An 18,477-nucleotide genomic window follows, 5' to 3' on the forward strand; every position below is an offset into this window, starting at 1 on the left:
GCAAAATAATGGGAGTATATGTAGAGAAAGAATGGAGGTATAGGAAAAGTAAGAATGCAAGTGAATCTACATTTTCATATAAAATAAATCAAATCAGAAAAGGCAACACAAGTAGCGGCAGAAAAGGTAGCAGAGAGGTATTTATAAAGTTTACAAAAGGAGCTAAATCAAGAGCAGGAATTCGTAACGCAATCAAGTATATTAGCAGAGATTCTAAGTTAGAATTATTGGATTCCGAAGGGCTTAAACAAAGTAGCAAGGAAGATATAGAAGATACAATAAGATTTATGCAAATGCATACATCTCTACCACAAAAATACGGTGTTGATTTAACAAAGAGTTTAACGTTTTCACCGCCGAAGATAGCTGGCGTATCAAAGGAGCGTGCATTAGAATCAGTAAGAAAGACATTAACGTCAATGTACCCTGATAATTATTTCGTGATGGCATACCATACAGATACTAAAAACCCACATGTTCACGTAATAATCAATGTGAGCAAATCAGATGGTACTAGAATTCGAATTAGCGGTGACAAAGATTATGATGAGATGAAAAAGCGGTTTGCAAATAATCTTAAAGATTATGGATATGATGTTAAGTCATCCATTAAGAAAGAAGCAATACGTGAAGAATGGAAAGAACTAACATCTAAGACAAACCGAAATGAATATGAGGTGGTGGAATTTGGAAGCAGCAGCTACCAGCTTGATAAAACAAAGGATCGCAATAATTACCTTGTATACAGGACGCATAACGGCAAGGAAGTTACTGTATGGGGCAAGGAGATAACCTCCGAGATCAAGAACAATGATGTACGAGTAGGCGACAAAATCAAACTAAAGAAAATAGGTACAAGAGATATTAAAGTCCCCGTATATTCTAAAGATGGTTGTGATATTGTGTCGTGGAAAAGTGCCAAGCGGAATATTTGGGAAATAAAGAATTTAAGCCGTGATATAGAGATCACACCAAAAACTGATGAGCATAAACTGACTGAAATTACGCTAGATGGTGAGATAAGGCAACAAATGCATATGAAATCACGAAAAGAGTTTGATCATGAGAAAAATATGTTGCTAAATCCAGAATGGCTTTGGGCTCTGTCTCATCAATTGTGTAAATTTCGTGAACCATTAAATTCTACCATCAAATTTGATCATAAAATGAGCCATAGCTTCATTCCAATTGGGGATAGGCATAGACCATTTTTTGGTAATATAATCAATTGTCAGATATAAAACTTTAAATACTGCGTCATCATTTGGAAAGATGCGTTTATTCTTAGTAACTTTTCTCAATTGGCTATTCAGCGATTCTATCGCATTTGTAGTGTAAATAATCTTACGAATCTCCTTTGGATATTGCAAGAAAATTATCAAATTATCCCAATTATTATACCAAGATTTAGCTATATGCGGATATTGCTTACTCCATTTTTGATCAAATGACTCAAGAGCTAATTCTGCTTCTTTTTCAGTAGCAGAAGTATAGATTAGTTTCAAATCCGCTGCTAATTGCTTTCTATCTTTATATGATACATATTTGAGGCTATTCCTGATCTGATGGACAATACAAATTTGATGTTCAGTTTTCGGATATACTGATGCAATAGCATCAGACATACCAGTTAGATTATCACTACAAGCAATTAAGATATCTTTTACTCCTCGATTCTTCATTTCAGTAAAATTACCAAGCCAAAATTTAGCTCCTTCATTCTCACTTATCCATAAGCCTAAAATATCCTTTCTGCCAGATAAATCTATTCCTAAAGCTACATATACTGATTTATTAATAATAAGTTTATCTTGTCTTACTTTCACTACTAAACAGTCAAAATATACTATAGGGTATACTGATTCAAGAGGTCTACTCTGCCAAATCTTGACCTCATCTATTACTTCATCTGTAATCCTGCTGATTAGGCTCTCACTGATCTCAGCTCCATATAATTCTTGCAATTGTGTTTTAATATCAGACACACTCATACCCTTCGCATATAAGGATATTATCTTTTGGTCTAAGCCATCTATTCTTGTTTGTTTCTTTGAGACTATTATAGGTTCAAATTTACCTTGTCTGTCTCTTGGAACATTTAGCTCTATAGTACCATTCTCACTAATCAGATTCTTACTAAAACTACCATTCCTCGCATTCTCAGTTTCAGCTCTATCATACTTGCTATAACCTAAATGTTCTGACATCTCAGCATGCAGTGCTCGCTCTAAAATACCCTTGGTTAATTCCTTAATTAATCCATTCTGACTTAGTACTGTTTTTAAATCTACTCCGCCTTCTATCAGCAAATCTATTGCTTCATTTATTTTTTTATTCTTCTCTATTTGCATTTCTGTTACCTATATTTTTAATTACTTCTAATATAGGCTCAACAAAAATTTACACAATCATTGCAAAAGACTCTGGCTTTGTTGCATAAATAAGCTTTTGAATATACTGCCCCTAACCCCGCAATGCTAGCCTAGCCAACAGGCACAGAGATAGGTTTACCAATTTCAAACATTTTGTTTAATAAGTGGCATTTAATAGACATTTCTTTTGTCATATTTTGATCATGTCTTGATAGAAACTTACTACCAAAAGAAGTTTTAAATCGAAAGAACGTGTTCTCTACACGCTCCCTTCTACCATAATTATTCTTTACCCTCCATGCTTGGTATCCTTTGTTTTGTTGATATATAACAGCTGCATCTCTCTCAGTTTTATCCCTAAGCGATTGAACTTTTACTGAAGAGTTTGGGGGTCTAATAACTGGTTTTATCTTCTTCTTTCTCAACAATTGATATGTAGATTCACCGTCATACCCTCGATCTCCCAGAAAATCCTTGGCTCTGACATTAGCTATTAGTAGTCCAATCTGTGATCTATCATCTATAGTATGCTCTGTGGTACTATCGGCAAGTATCATACCTTGATCTTCTATAACGATATGTAGCTTTTTCCATATGCGACGCTTATATTGCTTACCATGCTTATTTTCTAGCCATTCGTTCCCTGTGTAGGCTTGTATCCCTGTACTATCCATTGAAATACAACTAAATTCTTTATCTTGATTTCCATGTAAATACCTAAGATCTAATGACTTCATACGCTTACTTAATGTTGTATAGTCTGGACATCTAATAGATAAACCCGATATTTCAAAGAGCCAGTTTATAAAGCCTTGGGTTTGGCGTAACTTAAGACCGAATAAGCATCTGATCTTCAAACACTGTAATATAGCGTGATCACTATAGCGTCTAGGTCTTCCTCGTTTCATTTCCTCTCTGTAATCAGCATACCAGCCAATCGCCAAATCACTGGCAATCATAAAATCTATGCGACCCCTATTGCGTAAAAAATTATTATATTCTGACCAATTCGTTATTTTATATTTAGAATACTTGCGTGATTTACTAAAAGGGGCTTTCTTCCGAGATCTCATATAATCTGGATTATTTTTTAATTCAGGACATCTTACCAGATTATCACCACTCTTGCTCTACAAATTTTATTTATGCAACAAAGCCGTGCGGGGTCAGAAGCAACAAATTCTTGAGTATGGATAGGCAAAGGGTGGAGTATTGGAAAGCCCCGTACGGGGCTTTCGTGTTCTATGCAGAACACTATTTCATTGCTGCCGCAGACTCTCATTAATACTTGTACTACTATATTGACACGTTCGTGGTATTCTTAATATCAGAATATTATTCTACGATTACTAAAATATAGGTATATAATATACGCAAAATATTATTTTTTATACTCTCTAAATCAGGAGTTTCGCACTTAGCAAAGTTGCGAATCAGTTAAAAGCCATCTGATATTGTTTTGAATTGATGTTTTTATAACTTCCCAAGTTTGTTGATATAAAGTAATGTTTTCATTTATCCTCCTTTTATTCATATCAAGCCAGGCAAATACTGCAAGGCAAATATGATTTCTTTGAGCTCGGCCCGTGCGTGCCTGACAGCGTTCAATACCACAAGTTTGTTTTAATTCTCGATGATAAACCTCTATAGACCAACGTGCCTTAACAATTTTCTCTATTTGCTCACGTGTGGGATTTTCCAAGTTCGTTGTTATGTAATCAATGCGACCATTCTTTGCCACAAACTTAAATACCGTAACCCAACCGTATCCACGTAGGTGAATTTTTAGCCCCTCATCGGGTATCTCTAAACTTTCCAAGCTAACATTATGATTAACTTTTCTATTTTTCCTTAGGGTGGTAACCCATAGCCAGCCTAAATTACGTATATGTTTTAAATTCTCCAACCCGCTATACCAAGCATCCATGACTATGGCATCAGGATTGAGACCTCTTTCTTTAGCTAAAGTAAGCATATCACAAAAATGCTCATTCTTTGTTTTACCATCAGTGTCTTTATCATATATTCTATAATCTACGGGAGTAGATTGAGCAATTTTAGTATTGTAATGTAGTAAGTTTACCATTCCTATACCAGGTATAACATCATGTACAGCTCCAGAATATTGATAACGTACAAGCTCAATCTTCTGACTGTATTGCTTTGATAATAAGGTGTCATCCCCCACTAATAAACACGGTGCTTCCCAATCTATATATTTGGACACTTCCTTATAGATTTCGCTAGGACGAAAATCCTTACTCTTTAACCATCGACTTGCACTATCGTGAGATAGATCTACTGGACTCACTTCAGATAATGCCTTGCTAGTATATCTGACACTACTTGCTTGTAAAAATGATTTATATAAGTCCTTGCTACATTTTGTTCTTGTCATTTTTATCTAAAACTATTTTTCTCTAGATTAACATACTTTTTGCTAAGTGCGAAACTCCTGATGTAATCAATGCGACCATTTTTTGCCACAAACTTAAATACCGTAACCCAACCGTATCCACGTAGGTGAATTTTTAGCCCTTCATCGGGAATCTCTAAAGTTTCCAAGCTAACATTACGATTAACTTTTCTATTTTTTCTTAGGTTGGTAACCCATATCCAACCTAAATTACGTATATGTTTTAAATTATCCAAACCACTATACCAAGCATCCATAACTATAGCATCAGGCTTGATACCTCTTTCTTTAGCTAAAGTAAGCATATCACAAAAATGCTCGTTCTTTGTTTTACCATCAGTTTCTTTATCATATATTCTATAATCTACAGGAGTAGATTGATCAATTTGAGTATTGTAATGCAGTAAGTTTACCATTCCTATACCAGGTATAACATCATGTACAGCCCCAGAATATTGATAATTTACAAGCTCGATCCTCTTACTGTATTGCTTTGACAATAAGGTGTCATCTCCCACTAATAAACAAGGATCTTCCAGATCAATATATTTTGACACTTTGCTATAGATTTCGCTAGGGCGAAAATCCTTACTCTTTAACCATCGACTTGCACTATCGTGCGATAGATCTAATGGACTTACTTCAGATAATGCTTTGCTAGTATATCTTACACTACTTGCTTGTAAGAATGATTTATATAAATCTTTGCTACATTTTGATCTTGTCATTTTTATCTAAAACTATTTTTCTCTAGATTAGCATATTATTTGCTAAGTGCGAAACTCCTGAAAAGAAGAATTAAACCCAAATAATAAGCTATATAAATTAAGAGAATTAATAAATTGGTCTAGGCTCGAAGAGTGGTTATCAAAAAATGTTTGTATTAAGAAATTTGGTAGAAATAGAAAATGTCATAGAGTGATGCTTGGCATAACGATGCTACAAGCAATGTATAATTTTTCAGATTCATTATCAGAGGAAGAGCTAAAAGAGAATATGTATTGGCAGTATTTCTGCGGGTGGGAATATATAGAAAAAGACATAGCTATCTCGGAAACTAGTATACGACGGTTTCGTAGTGTATTAGGTGAAGCTGGATATAATGAGATATTATCGGAGTTGATCAGGGTTGGGATAAAAACTAACACAATTAAAAAAAAAGATTTGGAATTAATCATCGCTGATACGACTGTACAAATTAAGAATATCAAACACCCACACGATGTTTATTTAATGGATAAAGCTAGGCTTAGCATAGTAAAGCTTTGCAACAGTTTGGGTATACATTTGAATGAAACATACGCTAGAACCTATAAACGCGATATAGTAAAGCTATGGAAATATAAAGAACATAGTAAAGCCAAGAAGCGTTGGAAAATAATGAAGCATTTAAAAATATTACTGGGTCGTTTGATTAGAGTATGTGAGCGTGAGATCAAAAATAAGCAATTAAACTTGTCTCTCAAAAATCAAGAAGTATTGCAAAAAATAAAACAAATACATAACCAATCTGTTTTAAAAAGAGAAGCTAAAAAGCAATATAAAGAAGATAACAAAGTATTATATAGTCTATCCGCCAAAAACACTTCAAATCCTGATCATTTGTAATGGGATAGAGTTTTGACAACAAATTGCTAAGATTTTCAATAAAAATTAATAAGTTATGTTAATTTTTACTGATACATTTCTGTGTTGGTCTAATTTTGATATGGAGCTACTGTTAACGATTTTTTATCGTCATCTAGAGTCTTTTGCAATGATTGTGTAAATTTTTGTTGAGCCTATATTAGAAGTAATTAAAAATATAGGTAACAGAAATGCAAATAGAGAAGAATAAAAAAATAAATGAAGCAATAGATTTGCTGATAGAAGGCGGAGTAGATTTAAAAACAGTACTAAGTCAGAATGGATTAATTAAGGAATTAACCAAGGGTATTTTAGAGCGAGCACTGCATGCTGAGATGTCAGAACATTTAGGTTATAGCAAGTATGATAGAGCTGAAACTGAGAATGCGAGGAATGGTAGTTTTAGTAAGAATCTGATTAGTGAGAATGGTACTATAGAGCTAAATGTTCCAAGAGACAGACAAGGTAAATTTGAACCTATAATAGTCTCAAAGAAACAAACAAGAATAGATGGCTTAGACCAAAAGATAATATCCTTATATGCGAAGGGTATGAGTGTGTCTGATATTAAAACACAATTGCAAGAATTATATGGAGCTGAGATCAGTGAGAGCCTAATCAGCAGGATTACAGATGAAGTAATAGATGAGGTCAAGATTTGGCAGAGTAGACCTCTTGAATCAGTATACCCTATAGTATATTTTGACTGTTTAGTAGTGAAAGTAAGACAAGATAAACTTATTATTAATAAATCAGTATATGTAGCTTTAGGAATAGATTTATCTGGCAGAAAGGATATTTTAGGCTTATGGATAAGTGAGAATGAAGGAGCTAAATTTTGGCTTGGTAATTTTACTGAAATGAAGAATCGAGGAGTAAAAGATATCTTAATTGCTTGTAGTGATAATCTAACTGGTATGTCTGATGCTATTGCATCAGTATATCCGAAAACTGAACATCAAATTTGTATTGTCCATCAGATCAGGAATAGCCTCAAATATGTATCATATAAAGATAGAAAGCAATTAGCAGCGGATTTGAAACTAATCTATACTTCTGCTACTGAAAAAGAAGCAGAATTAGCTCTTGAGTCATTTGATCAAAAATGGAGTAAGCAATATCCGCATATAGCTAAATCTTGGTATAATAATTGGGATAATTTGATAATTTTCTTGCAATATCCAAAGGAGATTCGTAAGATTATTTACACTACAAATGCGATAGAATCGCTGAATAGCCAATTGAGAAAAGTTACTAAGAATAAACGCATCTTTCCAAATGATGACGCAGTATTTAAAGTTTTATATCTGACAATTGATTATATTACCAAAAAATGGTCTATGCCTATCCCCAATTGGAATGAAGCTATGGCTCATTTTATGATCAAATTTGATGGTAGAATTTAATGGTTCACGAAATTTACACAATTGATGAGACAGAGCCTTCATCTAGTTTTTGCATGATGATATTTTTGATTTATGTGGAGTTAGACACGATTTGTAAATGATTTGCAATGCATCGTAAATTCAAACCAATAGCAGAGATTATTGGATTGATAATATCTCCTATCATACCTTTCAAGAAGTTTCTACCCATCCGACCATATTGCTTTAAGTGACCTATTATTGGTTCTATGGCACTGCGTCTCTTGATCATAGACTTGTCCTCTTGTAACAACTTCTTCCGCGTTTTTGGGGTATATACCTTACTCTTCTCCTTTACATTGCTACCACTATACCCAAGATCAACAAATGATTTCTTTATCTTGATTCCAGTGACACTCTCTACTGCTTCAAAGCTCTGATGCAATGTATGACCATCATAAGGATTATTATGAAACGATTTTGCGGATAAAACAAAATTTCTACGACCACTTACTACTACCGCTACTTTATTGCCAAACTCATATGGCTTGTTGCGTTTTCCCTTTCCTATACACTCTACTTCAGGGGCATGAAAACTATATAATACTTTGTTATCTTCTTTATATTGCTTTTTAGCTTCTCTTTTTAAAACAGATTGGTTATGTATTTGTTTTATTTTTTGCAATACTTCTTGATTTTTGAGAGACAAGTTTAATTGCTTATTTTTGATCTCACGCTCACATACTCTAATCAAACGACCCAGTAATATTTTTAAATGCTTCATTATTTTCCAACGCTTCTTGGCTTTACTATGTTCTTTATATTTCCATAGCTTTACTATATCGCGTTTATAGGTTCTAGCGTATGTTTCATTCAAATGTATACCCAAACTGTTGCAAAGCTTTACTATGCTAAGCCTAGCTTTATCCATTAAATAAACATCGTGTGGGTGTTTGATATTCTTAATTTGTACAGTCGTATCAGCGATGATTAATTCCAAATCTTTTTTTTTAATTGTGTTAGTTTTTATCCCAACCCTGATCAACTCCGATAATATCTCATTATATCCAGCTTCACCTAATACACTACGAAACCGTCGTATACTAGTTTCCGAGATAGCTATGTCTTTTTCTATATATTCCCACCCGCAGAAATACTGCCAATACATATTCTCTTTTAGCTCTTCCTCTGATAATGAATCTGAAAAATTATACATTGCTTGTAGCATCGTTATGCCAAGCATCACTCTATGACATTTTCTATTTCTACCAAATTTCTTAATACAAACATTTTTTGATAACCACTCTTCGAGCCTAGACCAATTTATTAATTCTCTTAATTTATATAGCTTATTATTTGGGTTTAATTCTTCTTTTAATTTATAACCAAACAGTCTCCCTTGTTCTTGCGATTTGATAATGTTGTCTATTGGCATTGACTGAAATCCATAAGGTTTATGACCATATTTTATCATTTTCTTACGGATTGTTGTATTACTTCTTGTCTTAAAACCATATTATCTATAAGGCTTGTAGAGTTTTGGCGGACGGACTATATAATCTGCGTCACCTATTACTTCCGCTCTAATAAAACCTTTTTCAAAGTCGGTATGAATAATACCTGCAGCCCCCAGGGGCAAGCGTACCATCTTTAAAAGTCCAGCTATGTGCTTCTTTAGGACCAATCGTAAAAAAGCTTTTCAGATTTAAGAGATTATACCCTTCTTTAATTACTTGACTTAATCCTGTTTCTTCGAGGTCAATACTATTTAGGAATTCTTTTTTCTCGTCCTCATCTTCAAGCAAAGCAATATCTGCTTCTATTTTTGAGGAAATAACAACACTTTTAGCTTCTTCTTTTTTTGCTTGTTCTGCTACTAATTTTGTAAACGCGTTACCACTTGCTGCATCCTTTTCAAGTACATTACACACATATAGAACAGGCTTAGAAGTAAGTAGCTGTAACTGCTTGAGATTACCAGTTCCTAAAGTTTTATTTAGCACTCTTGCAGGTTTACCATCGGCTAATACTTTATGAACCTCTATTAATAGCTCTATTTGCTCTGCTAAAGTCTTATCACCTGATTTCAAACGTTTTTCGCTTGTAGCAAGTCGCTTTTCCACCGATTCTATATCGGCAAGTATTAACTCCATCTCAATTATTTCAAGGTCATGAATCGGATCAACCTTATGATGTACGTGCGTTACATCTTCATCCTCAAAACAACGTAACACATGCAATATTGCGTCTACTTCTCTAATGTTTGATAAGAACTTATTACCAAGCCCCTCCCCTTTGCTTGCACCTTTAACAAGACCTGCAATATCGACAAATTCGATATAAGATGGAATAATTTTTTTACTTCCTACAAGTCTAGCTAGCTTTTGTAAACGCTCATCAGGTACTGAAACAACGGCACTATTTGGTTCAATCGTACAAAACGGATAATTAGCAGCTTCAGCTGCCACGCTTGCCGTTAAGGCATTAAATAACGTTGACTTACCGACATTCGGCAAACCCACAATTCCTAATTTTAATGTCATAAATCTTTCCTTAGTAAATACATAACTGAATCTTTTTCATAGCCATGTCTTGTAAATTCTAGCTTATATCCTAATTTTTCATAAAACGGTTTCGCTTGAAAGTCCATAGTCGATAAAGCAACAAAATTACAGCCACGCTCACGTGCCAATTCTTCAGCTTTTTCCATTAACATTCTTCCATATTTTTTGTTTCTATGATTTTCATCTACAAATGATGCTCCTCGCAGCAGAGCTACGAGGTATCTATCCCAAAAGCTTTAACTGTTTTTGTTGCAATGCTTTATAAGAAGGTTTGCCTGAACCTTGATTCTGTACATAATTACGTAATTTCTGCTCATCACCATGTTTACCTACTGTGCTCATAAAATATCCTTTACTCCAAAACTCACTTCCCCATAATTTTTCTTTAAGATTTGGATATTTCTCAAACATTTTCTTAGAAGTAATACTTTTTATGATTTGAGTTATTTTTGTTGGGCTATACATTGGTATTGACTGTAATAAAAAATGTACGTGATCTTTATCTACTCCTATTTCTAAAAATCTAATTTCATAACGATCTTCTATGTGCTCACAAATTTTACACAAATAATCATCTAGTTCTTTATTGAATATTACTCTTCTATACTTTGCCGGCGTTACTAAATGATATATTAACCTGAATTCTGGATTAATCTAGGTTTGGAAGTAAGTATTTACAAGGGATAGAAGATACTCTATATAATTTTTAGCAAAAAAACAAGAGTATCCCCATGAAGAAAGATATTACTGCATTATTTTGTTTTGTCGATGATTTTTGTAAAATTAGCGAGCAGTGGATTAATCTCTCAGGGTTTAATTCCCCGAAGCTCTGCTTCGTGATATCATAAGAAACAACTAAAACTTTTTTAGATACCTCGTAGCTCTGCTGCGAGGAGCATCATTAATAAAAACCCTACAAGAAAGCCTGAAATAAGCTATTCTGAGCTGTTAACAATAGTGCTTTTATACCATCAATCACCTTGTAAAAACTTTAAATATTTTTATATGTCCTATCTACAATTATATAAATCAGACTTTGTAACTCTTCCATCATATACTCGTTTTATAGCTCTAAAACTAAGAGTTCTGAGTTATTTAGTTTTATTACTTGAATGGTATATGCAGGCAGCTCAATCTACGGGAGTTTCTTATATTGACGCCACATCTTTAGAGGTTTGTCATCGAAAAAGAATCTCTCGTAATAAAGTCTTTGCCGGTATTGCTGCTTTGGGTAAAACAACAAAAAGTTGGTTTTTTGGTCTAAAATTACATTTGGTTATTAACGAAAAAGGTGAGATTCAAGATCTAAAACTAACGCCTGGTAATGTAGATGATAGAGCGCCGGTTTCGATAATCACCAAACATATCACGGGATTATTGTTTGGCGATAAGGGTTATATCAAACAGGCGCTCTTTGATGATCTATACAGCAAAGGAATCAAGTTAGTAACTGGCATAAAGAAGAAAATGAAGAATAAACTTATGCCATTATTTGAAAAAATATTATTACGCAAACGCTCAATTATCGAAACAGTATTTAGTGTGCTGAAGGGTGCTTTCGAGATCGAACATACAAGACATAGATCAATTTGGAATGCCTTTGTACATATCTTATCCGCCCTAATTGCATACTGTATGAAACCTAACAAACCTGCTATATCTCAAAATTAGCTAATCCAGAATTCAGGTTTAAAAGGCATTAGCTCAAGAATTTTATTGCAAGAATTTACTCATTTACGAAAACAATTTTGGGGCAATCATTTGTGGGCTAGGGGCTATATGGCAGTCAGTTCAGGTAATATAACTGATGAAATGATACAGCACTATATTGATGAACAGGAAGGTGAACCTGTGAATGATGATCGATTTCTAATCGATTCCACTTTATAACCCCTCAGCTTATAGCTGAGGGTTGTTTAGTTCCTTTACCAACGGTGACTTATGAATACTCGCATTATCCATTATTACACATTGTCCAGGTTTTAGTGATGGGCATAATAGCTCACCTACCCACTGATTAAATAATTGCTTATCAATATAACCGGGATGCTCTAACGGAGCAATTAATTCTTTGGTGGAGTCTTGTGCAATGATTGTGTAAATTTTTGTTGAGCCTATATAGCTAACGCGGAAAGGTTTTTACCATAGTTTTTGTATTTACTCACATATTCACCAGATCTAAATCCTATTAAACATTGCTGGACTAACTTTAAAAACTGTTTACGTAAAATTATTGATCAATGCCTAAGTTTTTCCTAATCTGTGGTAGAAACATTTCCGTGTTAGCTATATTAGAAGTAATTAAAAATATAGGTAACAGAAATGCAAATAGAGAAGAATAAAAAAATAAATGAAGCAATAGATTTGCTGATAGAAGGCGGAGTAGATTTAAAAACAGTACTAAGTCAGAATGGATTAATTAAGGAAATGATGCTCCTCGCAGCAGAGCTACGAGGTATCTAAAAAAGTTTTAGTTGTTTCTTATGATATCACGAAGCAGAGCTTCGGGGAATTAAACCCTGAGAGATTAATAAATCAGTATATGTAGCTTTAGGAATAGATTTATCTGGCAGAAAGGATATCAGGAGTTTCGCACTTAGCAAAAAGTATGTTAATCTAGAGAAAAATAGTTTTAGATAAAAATGACAAGAACACAATGTAGCAAGGACTTATATAAATCATTTTTACAAGCAAGTAGTGTCAGATATACTAGCAAGGCATTATCTGAAGTGAGTCCAGTAGATCTATCTCACGATAGTGCAAGTCGATGGTTAAAGAGTAAGGATTTTCGTCCTAGCGAAATCTATAAGGAAGTGTCAAAATATATAGATTGGGAAGCACCGTGTTTATTAGTGGGGGATGACACCTTATTATCAAAGCAATACAGTCAGAAGATTGAGCTTGTACGTTATCAATATTCTGGAGCTGTACATGATGTTATACCTGGTATAGGAATGGTAAACTTACTACATTACAATACTAAAATTGCTCAATCTACTCCCGTAGATTATAGAATATATGATAAAGACACTGATGGTAAAACAAAGAATGAGCATTTTTGTGATATGCTTACTTTAGCTAAAGAAAGAGGTCTCAATCCTGATGCCATAGTCATGGATGCTTGGTATAGCGGGTTGGAGAATTTAAAACATATACGTAATTTAGGCTGGCTATGGGTTACCACCCTAAGGAAAAATAGAAAAGTTAATCATAATGTTAGCTTGGAAAGTTTAGAGATACCCGATGAGGGGCTAAAAATTCACCTACGTGGATACGGTTGGGTTACGGTATTTAAGTTTGTGGCAAAGAATGGTCGCATTGATTACATAACAACGAACTTGGAAAATCCCACACGTGAGCAAATAGAGAAAATTGTTAAGGCACGTTGGTCTATAGAGGTTTATCATCGAGAATTAAAACAAACTTGTGGTATTGAACGCTGTCAGGCACGCACGGGCCGAGCTCAAAGAAATCATATTTGCCTTGCAGTATTTGCCTGGCTTGATATGAATAAAAGGAGGATAAATGAAAACATTACTTTATATCAACACACTTGGGAAGTTATAAAAACATCAATTCAAAACAATATCAGATGGCTTTTAACTGATTCGCAACTTTGCTAAGTGCGAAACTCCTGGATATTTTAGGCTTATGGATAAGTGAGAATGAAGGAGCTAAATTTTGGCTTGGTAATTTTACTGAAATGAAGAATCGAGGAGTAAAAGATATCTTAATTGCTTGTAGTGATAATCTAACTGGTATGTCTGATGCTATTGCATCAGTATATCCGAAAACTGAACATCAAATTTGTATTGTCCATCAGATCAGGAATAGCCTCAAATATGTATCATATAAAGATAGAAAGCAATTAGCAGCGGATTTGAAACTAATCTATACTTCTGCTACTGAAAAAGAAGCAGAATTAGCTCTTGAGTCATTTGATCAAAAATGGAGTAAGCAATATCCGCATATAGCTAAATCTTGGTATAATAATTGGGATAATTTGATAATTTTCTTGCAATATCCAAAGGAGATTCGTAAGATTATTTACACTACAAATGCGATAGAATCGCTGAATAGCCAATTGAGAAAAGTTACTAAGAATAAACGCATCTTTCCAAATGATGACGCAGTATTTAAGGTTTTATATCTGACAATTGATTATATTACCAAAAAATGGTCTATGCCTATCCCCAATTGGAATGAAGCTATGGCTCATTTTATGATCAAATTTGATGGTAGAATTTAATGGTTCACGAAATTTACACAATTGATGAGACAGAGCCCTTTGGTGCCCTATTATAACCAGCAACTATATTTACTCGCTCAGTAGCAAAACCTGCTTGCTCTGAGTAAGCTCTTGTTCCTCTTTCTGATCATCCGTACAACATGGTTATATTATTACTTACCCCCATTTCGTCACAATACACAAGTTTATCAGATGCTATTTGATCAATATATTCCACAAATTGTTTTCTAGCTTCTTCATCCCTGCCTTTGTATTTTGGCTCTTTTTTTATATGTAATTTTCATTCTATGAAGCGTGTCATAAAATGTGCTCATTGGCAGCTCGGGCGCTACTGCATTTCTTATATCTGTAGCTCGGCTATCAGGATTATTTGCTAAAAATTCAATTATATTCTCCTTATTAGTAAACCTAGCATCACGTCCACTTTGCAGATGTTGTCTTGAGCTGTAGTCTCCATTTTCTTTATAACCAGGAGTTTCGCACTTAGCAAAAAGTATGTTAATCTAGAGAAAAATAGTTTTAGATAAAAATGACAAGAACAAAATGTAGCAAGGACTTATATAAATCATTTTTACAAGCAAGTAGTGTCAGATATACTAGCAAGGCATTATCTGAAGTGAGTCCAGTAGATCTATCTCACGATAGTGCAAGTCGATGGTTAAAGAGTAAGGATTTTCGTCCTAGCGAAATCTATAAGGAAGTGTCAAAATATATAGATTGGGAAGCACCGTGTTTATTAGTGGGGGATGACACCTTATTATCAAAGCAATACAGTCAGAAGATTGAGCTTGTACGTTATCAATATTCTGGAGCTGTACATGATGTTATACCTGGTATAGGAATGGTAAACTTACTACATTACAATACTAAAATTGCTCAATCTACTCCCGTAGATTATAGAATATATGATAAAGACACTGATGGTAAAACAAAGAATGAGCATTTTTGTGATATGCTTACTTTAGCTAAAGAAAGAGGTCTCAATCCTGATGCCATAGTCATGGATGCTTGGTATAGCGGGTTGGAGAATTTAAAACATATACGTAATTTAGGCTGGCTATGGGTTACCACCCTAAGGAAAAATAGAAAAGTTAATCATAATGTTAGCTTGGAAAGTTTAGAGATACCCGATGAGGGGCTAAAAATTCACCTACGTGGATACGGTTGGGTTACGGTATTTAAGTTTGTGGCAAAGAATGGTCGCATTGATTACATAACAACGAACTTGGAAAATCCCACACGTGAGCAAATAGAGAAAATTGTTAAGGCACGTTGGTCTATAGAGGTTTATCATCGAGAATTAAAACAAACTTGTGGTATTGAACGCTGTCAGGCACGCACGGGCCGAGCTCAAAGAAATCATATTTGCCTTGCAGTATTTGCCTGGCTTGATATGAATAAAAGGAGGATAAATGAAAACATTACTTTATATCAACAAACTTGGGAAGTTATAAAAACATCAATTCAAAACAATATCAGATGGCTTTTAACTGATTCGCAACTTTGCTAAGTGCGAAACTCCTGATAACGTCTAATCCAATTTGATATCGTATGACGCTCTATACCTAATAAGTCTATCCGCCAAAAACACTTCAAATCCTGATCATTTGTAATGGGATAGAGTTTTGACAACAAATTGCTAAGATTTTCAATAAAAATTAATAAGTTATGTTAATTTTTACTGATACATTTCTGTGTTGGTCTAATTTTGATATGGAGCTATTGTTAACGATTTTTTATCGTTCATCTAGTTTTTGCATGATGATATTTTTGATTTATGTGGAGTTAGACACGATTTGTAAATGATTTGCAATGCATCGTAAATTCAAACCAATAGCAGAGATTATTGGATTGATAATATCTCCTATCATACCTTTCAAGAAGTTTCTACCCATCCGACCATATTGCTTTAAGTGACCTATTATTGGTTCTATGGCACTGCGTCTCTTGATCATAGACTTGTCCTCTTGTAACAACTTCTTCCGCGTTTTTGGGGTATATACCTTACTCTTCTCCTTTACATTGCTACCACTATACCCAAGATCAACAAATGATTTCTTTATCTTGATTCCAGTGACACTCTCTACTGCTTCAAAGCTCTGATGCAATGTATGACCATCATAAGGATTATTATGAAACGATTTTGCGGATAAAACAAAATTTCTACGACCACTTACTACTACCGCTACTTTATTGCCAAACTCATATGGCTTGTTGCGTTTTCCCTTTCCTATACACTCTACTTCAGGGGCATGAAAACTATATAATACTTTGTTATCTTCTTTATATTGCTTTTTAGCTTCTCTTTTTAAAACAGATTGGTTATGTATTTGTTTTATTTTTTGCAATACTTCTTGATTTTTGAGAGACAAGTTTAATTGCTTATTTTTGATCTCACGCTCACATACTCTAATCAAACGACCCAGTAATATTTTTAAATGCTTCATTATTTTCCAACGCTTCTTGGCTTTACTATGTTCTTTATATTTCCATAGCTTTACTATATCGCGTTTATAGGTTCTAGCGTATGTTTCATTCAAATGTATACCCAAACTGTTGCAAAGCTTTACTATGCTAAGCCTAGCTTTATCCATTAAATAAACATCGTGTGGGTGTTTGATATTCTTAATTTGTACAGTCGTATCAGCGATGATTAATTCCAAATCTTTTTTTTTAATTGTGTTAGTTTTTATCCCAACCCTGATCAACTCCGATAATATCTCATTATATCCAGCTTCACCTAATACACTACGAAACCGTCGTATACTAGTTTCCGAGATAGCTATGTCTTTTTCTATATATTCCCACCCGCAGAAATACTGCCAATACATATTCTCTTTTAGCTCTTCCTCTGATAATGAATCTGAAAAATTATACATTGCTTGTAGCATCGTTATGCCAAGCATCACTCTATGACATTTTCTATTTCTACCAAATTTCTTAATACAAACATTTTTTGATAACCACTCTTCGAGCCTAGACCAATTTATTAATTCTCTTAATTTATATAGCTTATTATTTGGGTTTAATTCTTCTTTTAATTTATAACCAAACAGTTTCCCTTGTTCTTGCGATTTGATAATGTTGTCTATTGGCATTGACTGAAATCCATAAGGTTTATGACCATATTTTATCATTTTCTTACGGATTGTTGTATTACTTCTTGTCTTAAAACCATATTATCTATAAGGCTTGTAGAGTTTTGGCGGACGGACTATATAGTTTTCATGCCCCTGAAGTAGAGTGTATAGGAAAGGGAAAACGCAACAAGCCATATGAGTTTGGCAATAAAGTAGCGGTAGTAGTAAGTGGTCGTAGAAATTTTGTTTTATCCGCAAAATCGTTTCATAATAATCCTTATGATGGTCATACATTGCATCAGAGCTTTGAAGCAGTAGAGAGTGTCACTGGAATCAAGATAAAGAAATCATTTGTTGATCTTGGGTATAGTGGTAGCAATGTAAAGGAGAAGAGTAAGGTATATACCCCAAAAACGCGGAAGAAGTTGTTACAAGAGGACAAGTCTATGATCAAGAGACGCAGTGCCATAGAACCAATAATAGGTCACTTAAAGCAATATGGTCGGATGGGTAGAAACTTCTTGAAAGGTATGATAGGAGATATTATCAATCCAATAATCTCTGCTATTGGTTTGAATTTACGATGCATTGCAAATCATTTACAAATCGTGTCTAACTCCACATAAATCAAAAATATCATCATGCAAAAACTAGATGAACGATAAAAAATCGTTAACAATAGCTCCATATCAAAATTAGACCAACACAGAAATGTATCAGTAAAAATTAACATAACTTATTAATTTTTATTGAAAATCTTAGCAATTTGTTGTCAAAACTCTATCCCATTACAAATGATCAGGATT

General features: G+C 34.0%; 15 protein-coding genes and 5 pseudogenes. 10 read left to right on the forward strand and 10 right to left on the reverse strand.

Annotated features, from left to right (window positions below; genetic code table 11):
* Positions 1-8: 8 nt before the first annotated feature.
* Positions 9-1,241: a MobP1 family relaxase gene (mobP1, locus tag AAHI98_RS16775; RefSeq protein WP_342226539.1), complete on the forward strand. Its 1,233-nt coding sequence runs from the start codon at positions 9-11 to the stop codon at positions 1,239-1,241.
* On the opposite strand, the gene AAHI98_RS16780 is transcribed toward mobP1, so the two are convergent.
* From AAHI98_RS16780 to AAHI98_RS16795, 4 genes and pseudogenes are all read right to left on the reverse strand, one after another.
* Positions 1,137-2,351, reverse strand: a complete 1,215-nt coding sequence (locus AAHI98_RS16780; protein WP_342224662.1) for an IS256 family transposase — start codon at positions 2,349-2,351, stop codon at positions 1,137-1,139. The genes mobP1 and AAHI98_RS16780 overlap by 105 nt on opposite strands.
* Positions 2,352-2,482: 131 nt before the next feature.
* Positions 2,483-3,445: an IS5 family transposase gene (locus AAHI98_RS16785; RefSeq protein ID WP_342224734.1), complete on the reverse strand. Its 963-nt coding sequence runs from the start codon at positions 3,443-3,445 to the stop codon at positions 2,483-2,485.
* A gap of 344 nt (positions 3,446-3,789) precedes the next feature.
* Entirely contained in the window at positions 3,790-4,770 is a 981-nt protein-coding gene (locus AAHI98_RS16790) for an IS701 family transposase (RefSeq protein ID WP_342224659.1), read from the reverse strand.
* A gap of 17 nt (positions 4,771-4,787) precedes the next feature.
* Positions 4,788-5,516 (reverse strand): annotated as a pseudogene (locus tag AAHI98_RS16795) (IS701 family transposase); the annotation flags it as partial.
* Between the two features lie 154 nt (positions 5,517-5,670).
* On the opposite strand from AAHI98_RS16795, the gene AAHI98_RS16800 reads away from it, so the two are divergent.
* Together AAHI98_RS16800 and AAHI98_RS16805 are read left to right on the forward strand one after the other, a co-directional pair.
* On the forward strand, positions 5,671-6,396 hold the full coding sequence (locus AAHI98_RS16800) for a transposase (RefSeq protein WP_342226685.1): 726 nt from the start codon (positions 5,671-5,673) through the stop codon (positions 6,394-6,396).
* Between the two features lie 209 nt (positions 6,397-6,605).
* Positions 6,606-7,820, forward strand: a complete 1,215-nt coding sequence (locus tag AAHI98_RS16805) for an IS256 family transposase (RefSeq protein WP_342224662.1) — start codon at positions 6,606-6,608, stop codon at positions 7,818-7,820.
* 70 nt (positions 7,821-7,890) lie between these two features.
* Here AAHI98_RS16805 and AAHI98_RS16810 read toward each other — a convergent pair whose 3' ends face one another.
* The 4 genes and pseudogenes from AAHI98_RS16810 to tnpA all read right to left on the reverse strand — a co-directional run bounded on the left by AAHI98_RS16810 (position 7,891) and on the right by tnpA (position 10,996).
* Entirely contained in the window at positions 7,891-9,252 is a 1,362-nt protein-coding gene (locus AAHI98_RS16810) for an IS5 family transposase (protein WP_342226541.1), read from the reverse strand.
* Positions 9,253-9,330: 78 nt separating this feature from the next.
* Positions 9,331-10,321, reverse strand: a pseudogene (ychF, locus tag AAHI98_RS16815) (redox-regulated ATPase YchF); the annotation flags it as partial.
* The gene (locus AAHI98_RS16820) at positions 10,318-10,551 is read right to left on the reverse strand and encodes a GNAT family N-acetyltransferase (RefSeq protein ID WP_342226155.1); all 234 of its coding nucleotides are present in this window, start codon (positions 10,549-10,551) and stop codon (positions 10,318-10,320) included. The pseudogene ychF and the gene AAHI98_RS16820, both read right to left, overlap by 4 nt.
* 13 nt (positions 10,552-10,564) lie before the next feature.
* Complete coding sequence (gene tnpA, locus AAHI98_RS16825) at positions 10,565-10,996, reverse strand: IS200/IS605 family transposase (RefSeq protein WP_342226686.1); 432 nt, start codon at positions 10,994-10,996, stop codon at positions 10,565-10,567.
* A gap of 77 nt (positions 10,997-11,073) precedes the next feature.
* Here tnpA and AAHI98_RS16830 point away from each other — a divergent pair.
* Together AAHI98_RS16830 and AAHI98_RS16835 are read left to right on the forward strand one after the other, a co-directional pair.
* Positions 11,074-12,013, forward strand: a pseudogene (locus tag AAHI98_RS16830) (IS982 family transposase).
* A gap of 18 nt (positions 12,014-12,031) precedes the next feature.
* Positions 12,032-12,232, forward strand: a pseudogene (locus AAHI98_RS16835) (transposase); the annotation flags it as partial.
* A gap of 9 nt (positions 12,233-12,241) precedes the next feature.
* Here the strand turns inward: AAHI98_RS16835 and AAHI98_RS18330 are convergent.
* Entirely contained in the window at positions 12,242-12,460 is a 219-nt protein-coding gene (locus AAHI98_RS18330; RefSeq protein ID WP_410526243.1) for a transposase, read from the reverse strand.
* 204 nt (positions 12,461-12,664) lie between these two features.
* Between AAHI98_RS18330 and AAHI98_RS16840 the strand changes: the two genes are divergently transcribed.
* From AAHI98_RS16840 to AAHI98_RS16855, 4 genes and pseudogenes are all read left to right on the forward strand, one after another.
* Positions 12,665-12,805: a hypothetical protein gene (locus tag AAHI98_RS16840; RefSeq protein WP_342225272.1), complete on the forward strand. Its 141-nt coding sequence runs from the start codon at positions 12,665-12,667 to the stop codon at positions 12,803-12,805.
* Positions 12,806-12,984: 179 nt separating this feature from the next.
* Positions 12,985-13,965, forward strand: a complete 981-nt coding sequence (locus AAHI98_RS16845) for an IS701 family transposase (protein WP_342224856.1) — start codon at positions 12,985-12,987, stop codon at positions 13,963-13,965.
* 14 nt (positions 13,966-13,979) lie between these two features.
* Positions 13,980-14,591 (forward strand): annotated as a pseudogene (locus AAHI98_RS16850) (IS256 family transposase); the annotation flags it as partial.
* 529 nt (positions 14,592-15,120) lie between these two features.
* Positions 15,121-16,101, forward strand: coding sequence for an IS701 family transposase (locus AAHI98_RS16855; RefSeq protein ID WP_342224659.1), 981 nt, complete (start codon positions 15,121-15,123; stop codon positions 16,099-16,101).
* A 265-nt stretch (positions 16,102-16,366) separates the two neighbouring features.
* On the opposite strand, the gene AAHI98_RS16860 is transcribed toward AAHI98_RS16855, so the two are convergent.
* The gene (locus tag AAHI98_RS16860) at positions 16,367-17,728 is read right to left on the reverse strand and encodes an IS5 family transposase (RefSeq protein ID WP_342224717.1); all 1,362 of its coding nucleotides are present in this window, start codon (positions 17,726-17,728) and stop codon (positions 16,367-16,369) included.
* 65 nt (positions 17,729-17,793) lie between these two features.
* Here AAHI98_RS16860 and AAHI98_RS16865 point away from each other — a divergent pair, with 65 nt between their 5' ends.
* On the forward strand, positions 17,794-18,297 hold the full coding sequence (locus AAHI98_RS16865) for a transposase (protein WP_342225136.1): 504 nt from the start codon (positions 17,794-17,796) through the stop codon (positions 18,295-18,297).
* The last annotated feature ends 180 nt before the right edge of the window (positions 18,298-18,477 follow it).

The sequence above is a fragment of the Rickettsia endosymbiont of Urophora cardui genome (genome assembly GCF_964030725.1).
Classification (GTDB): domain Bacteria; phylum Pseudomonadota; class Alphaproteobacteria; order Rickettsiales; family Rickettsiaceae; genus Rickettsia.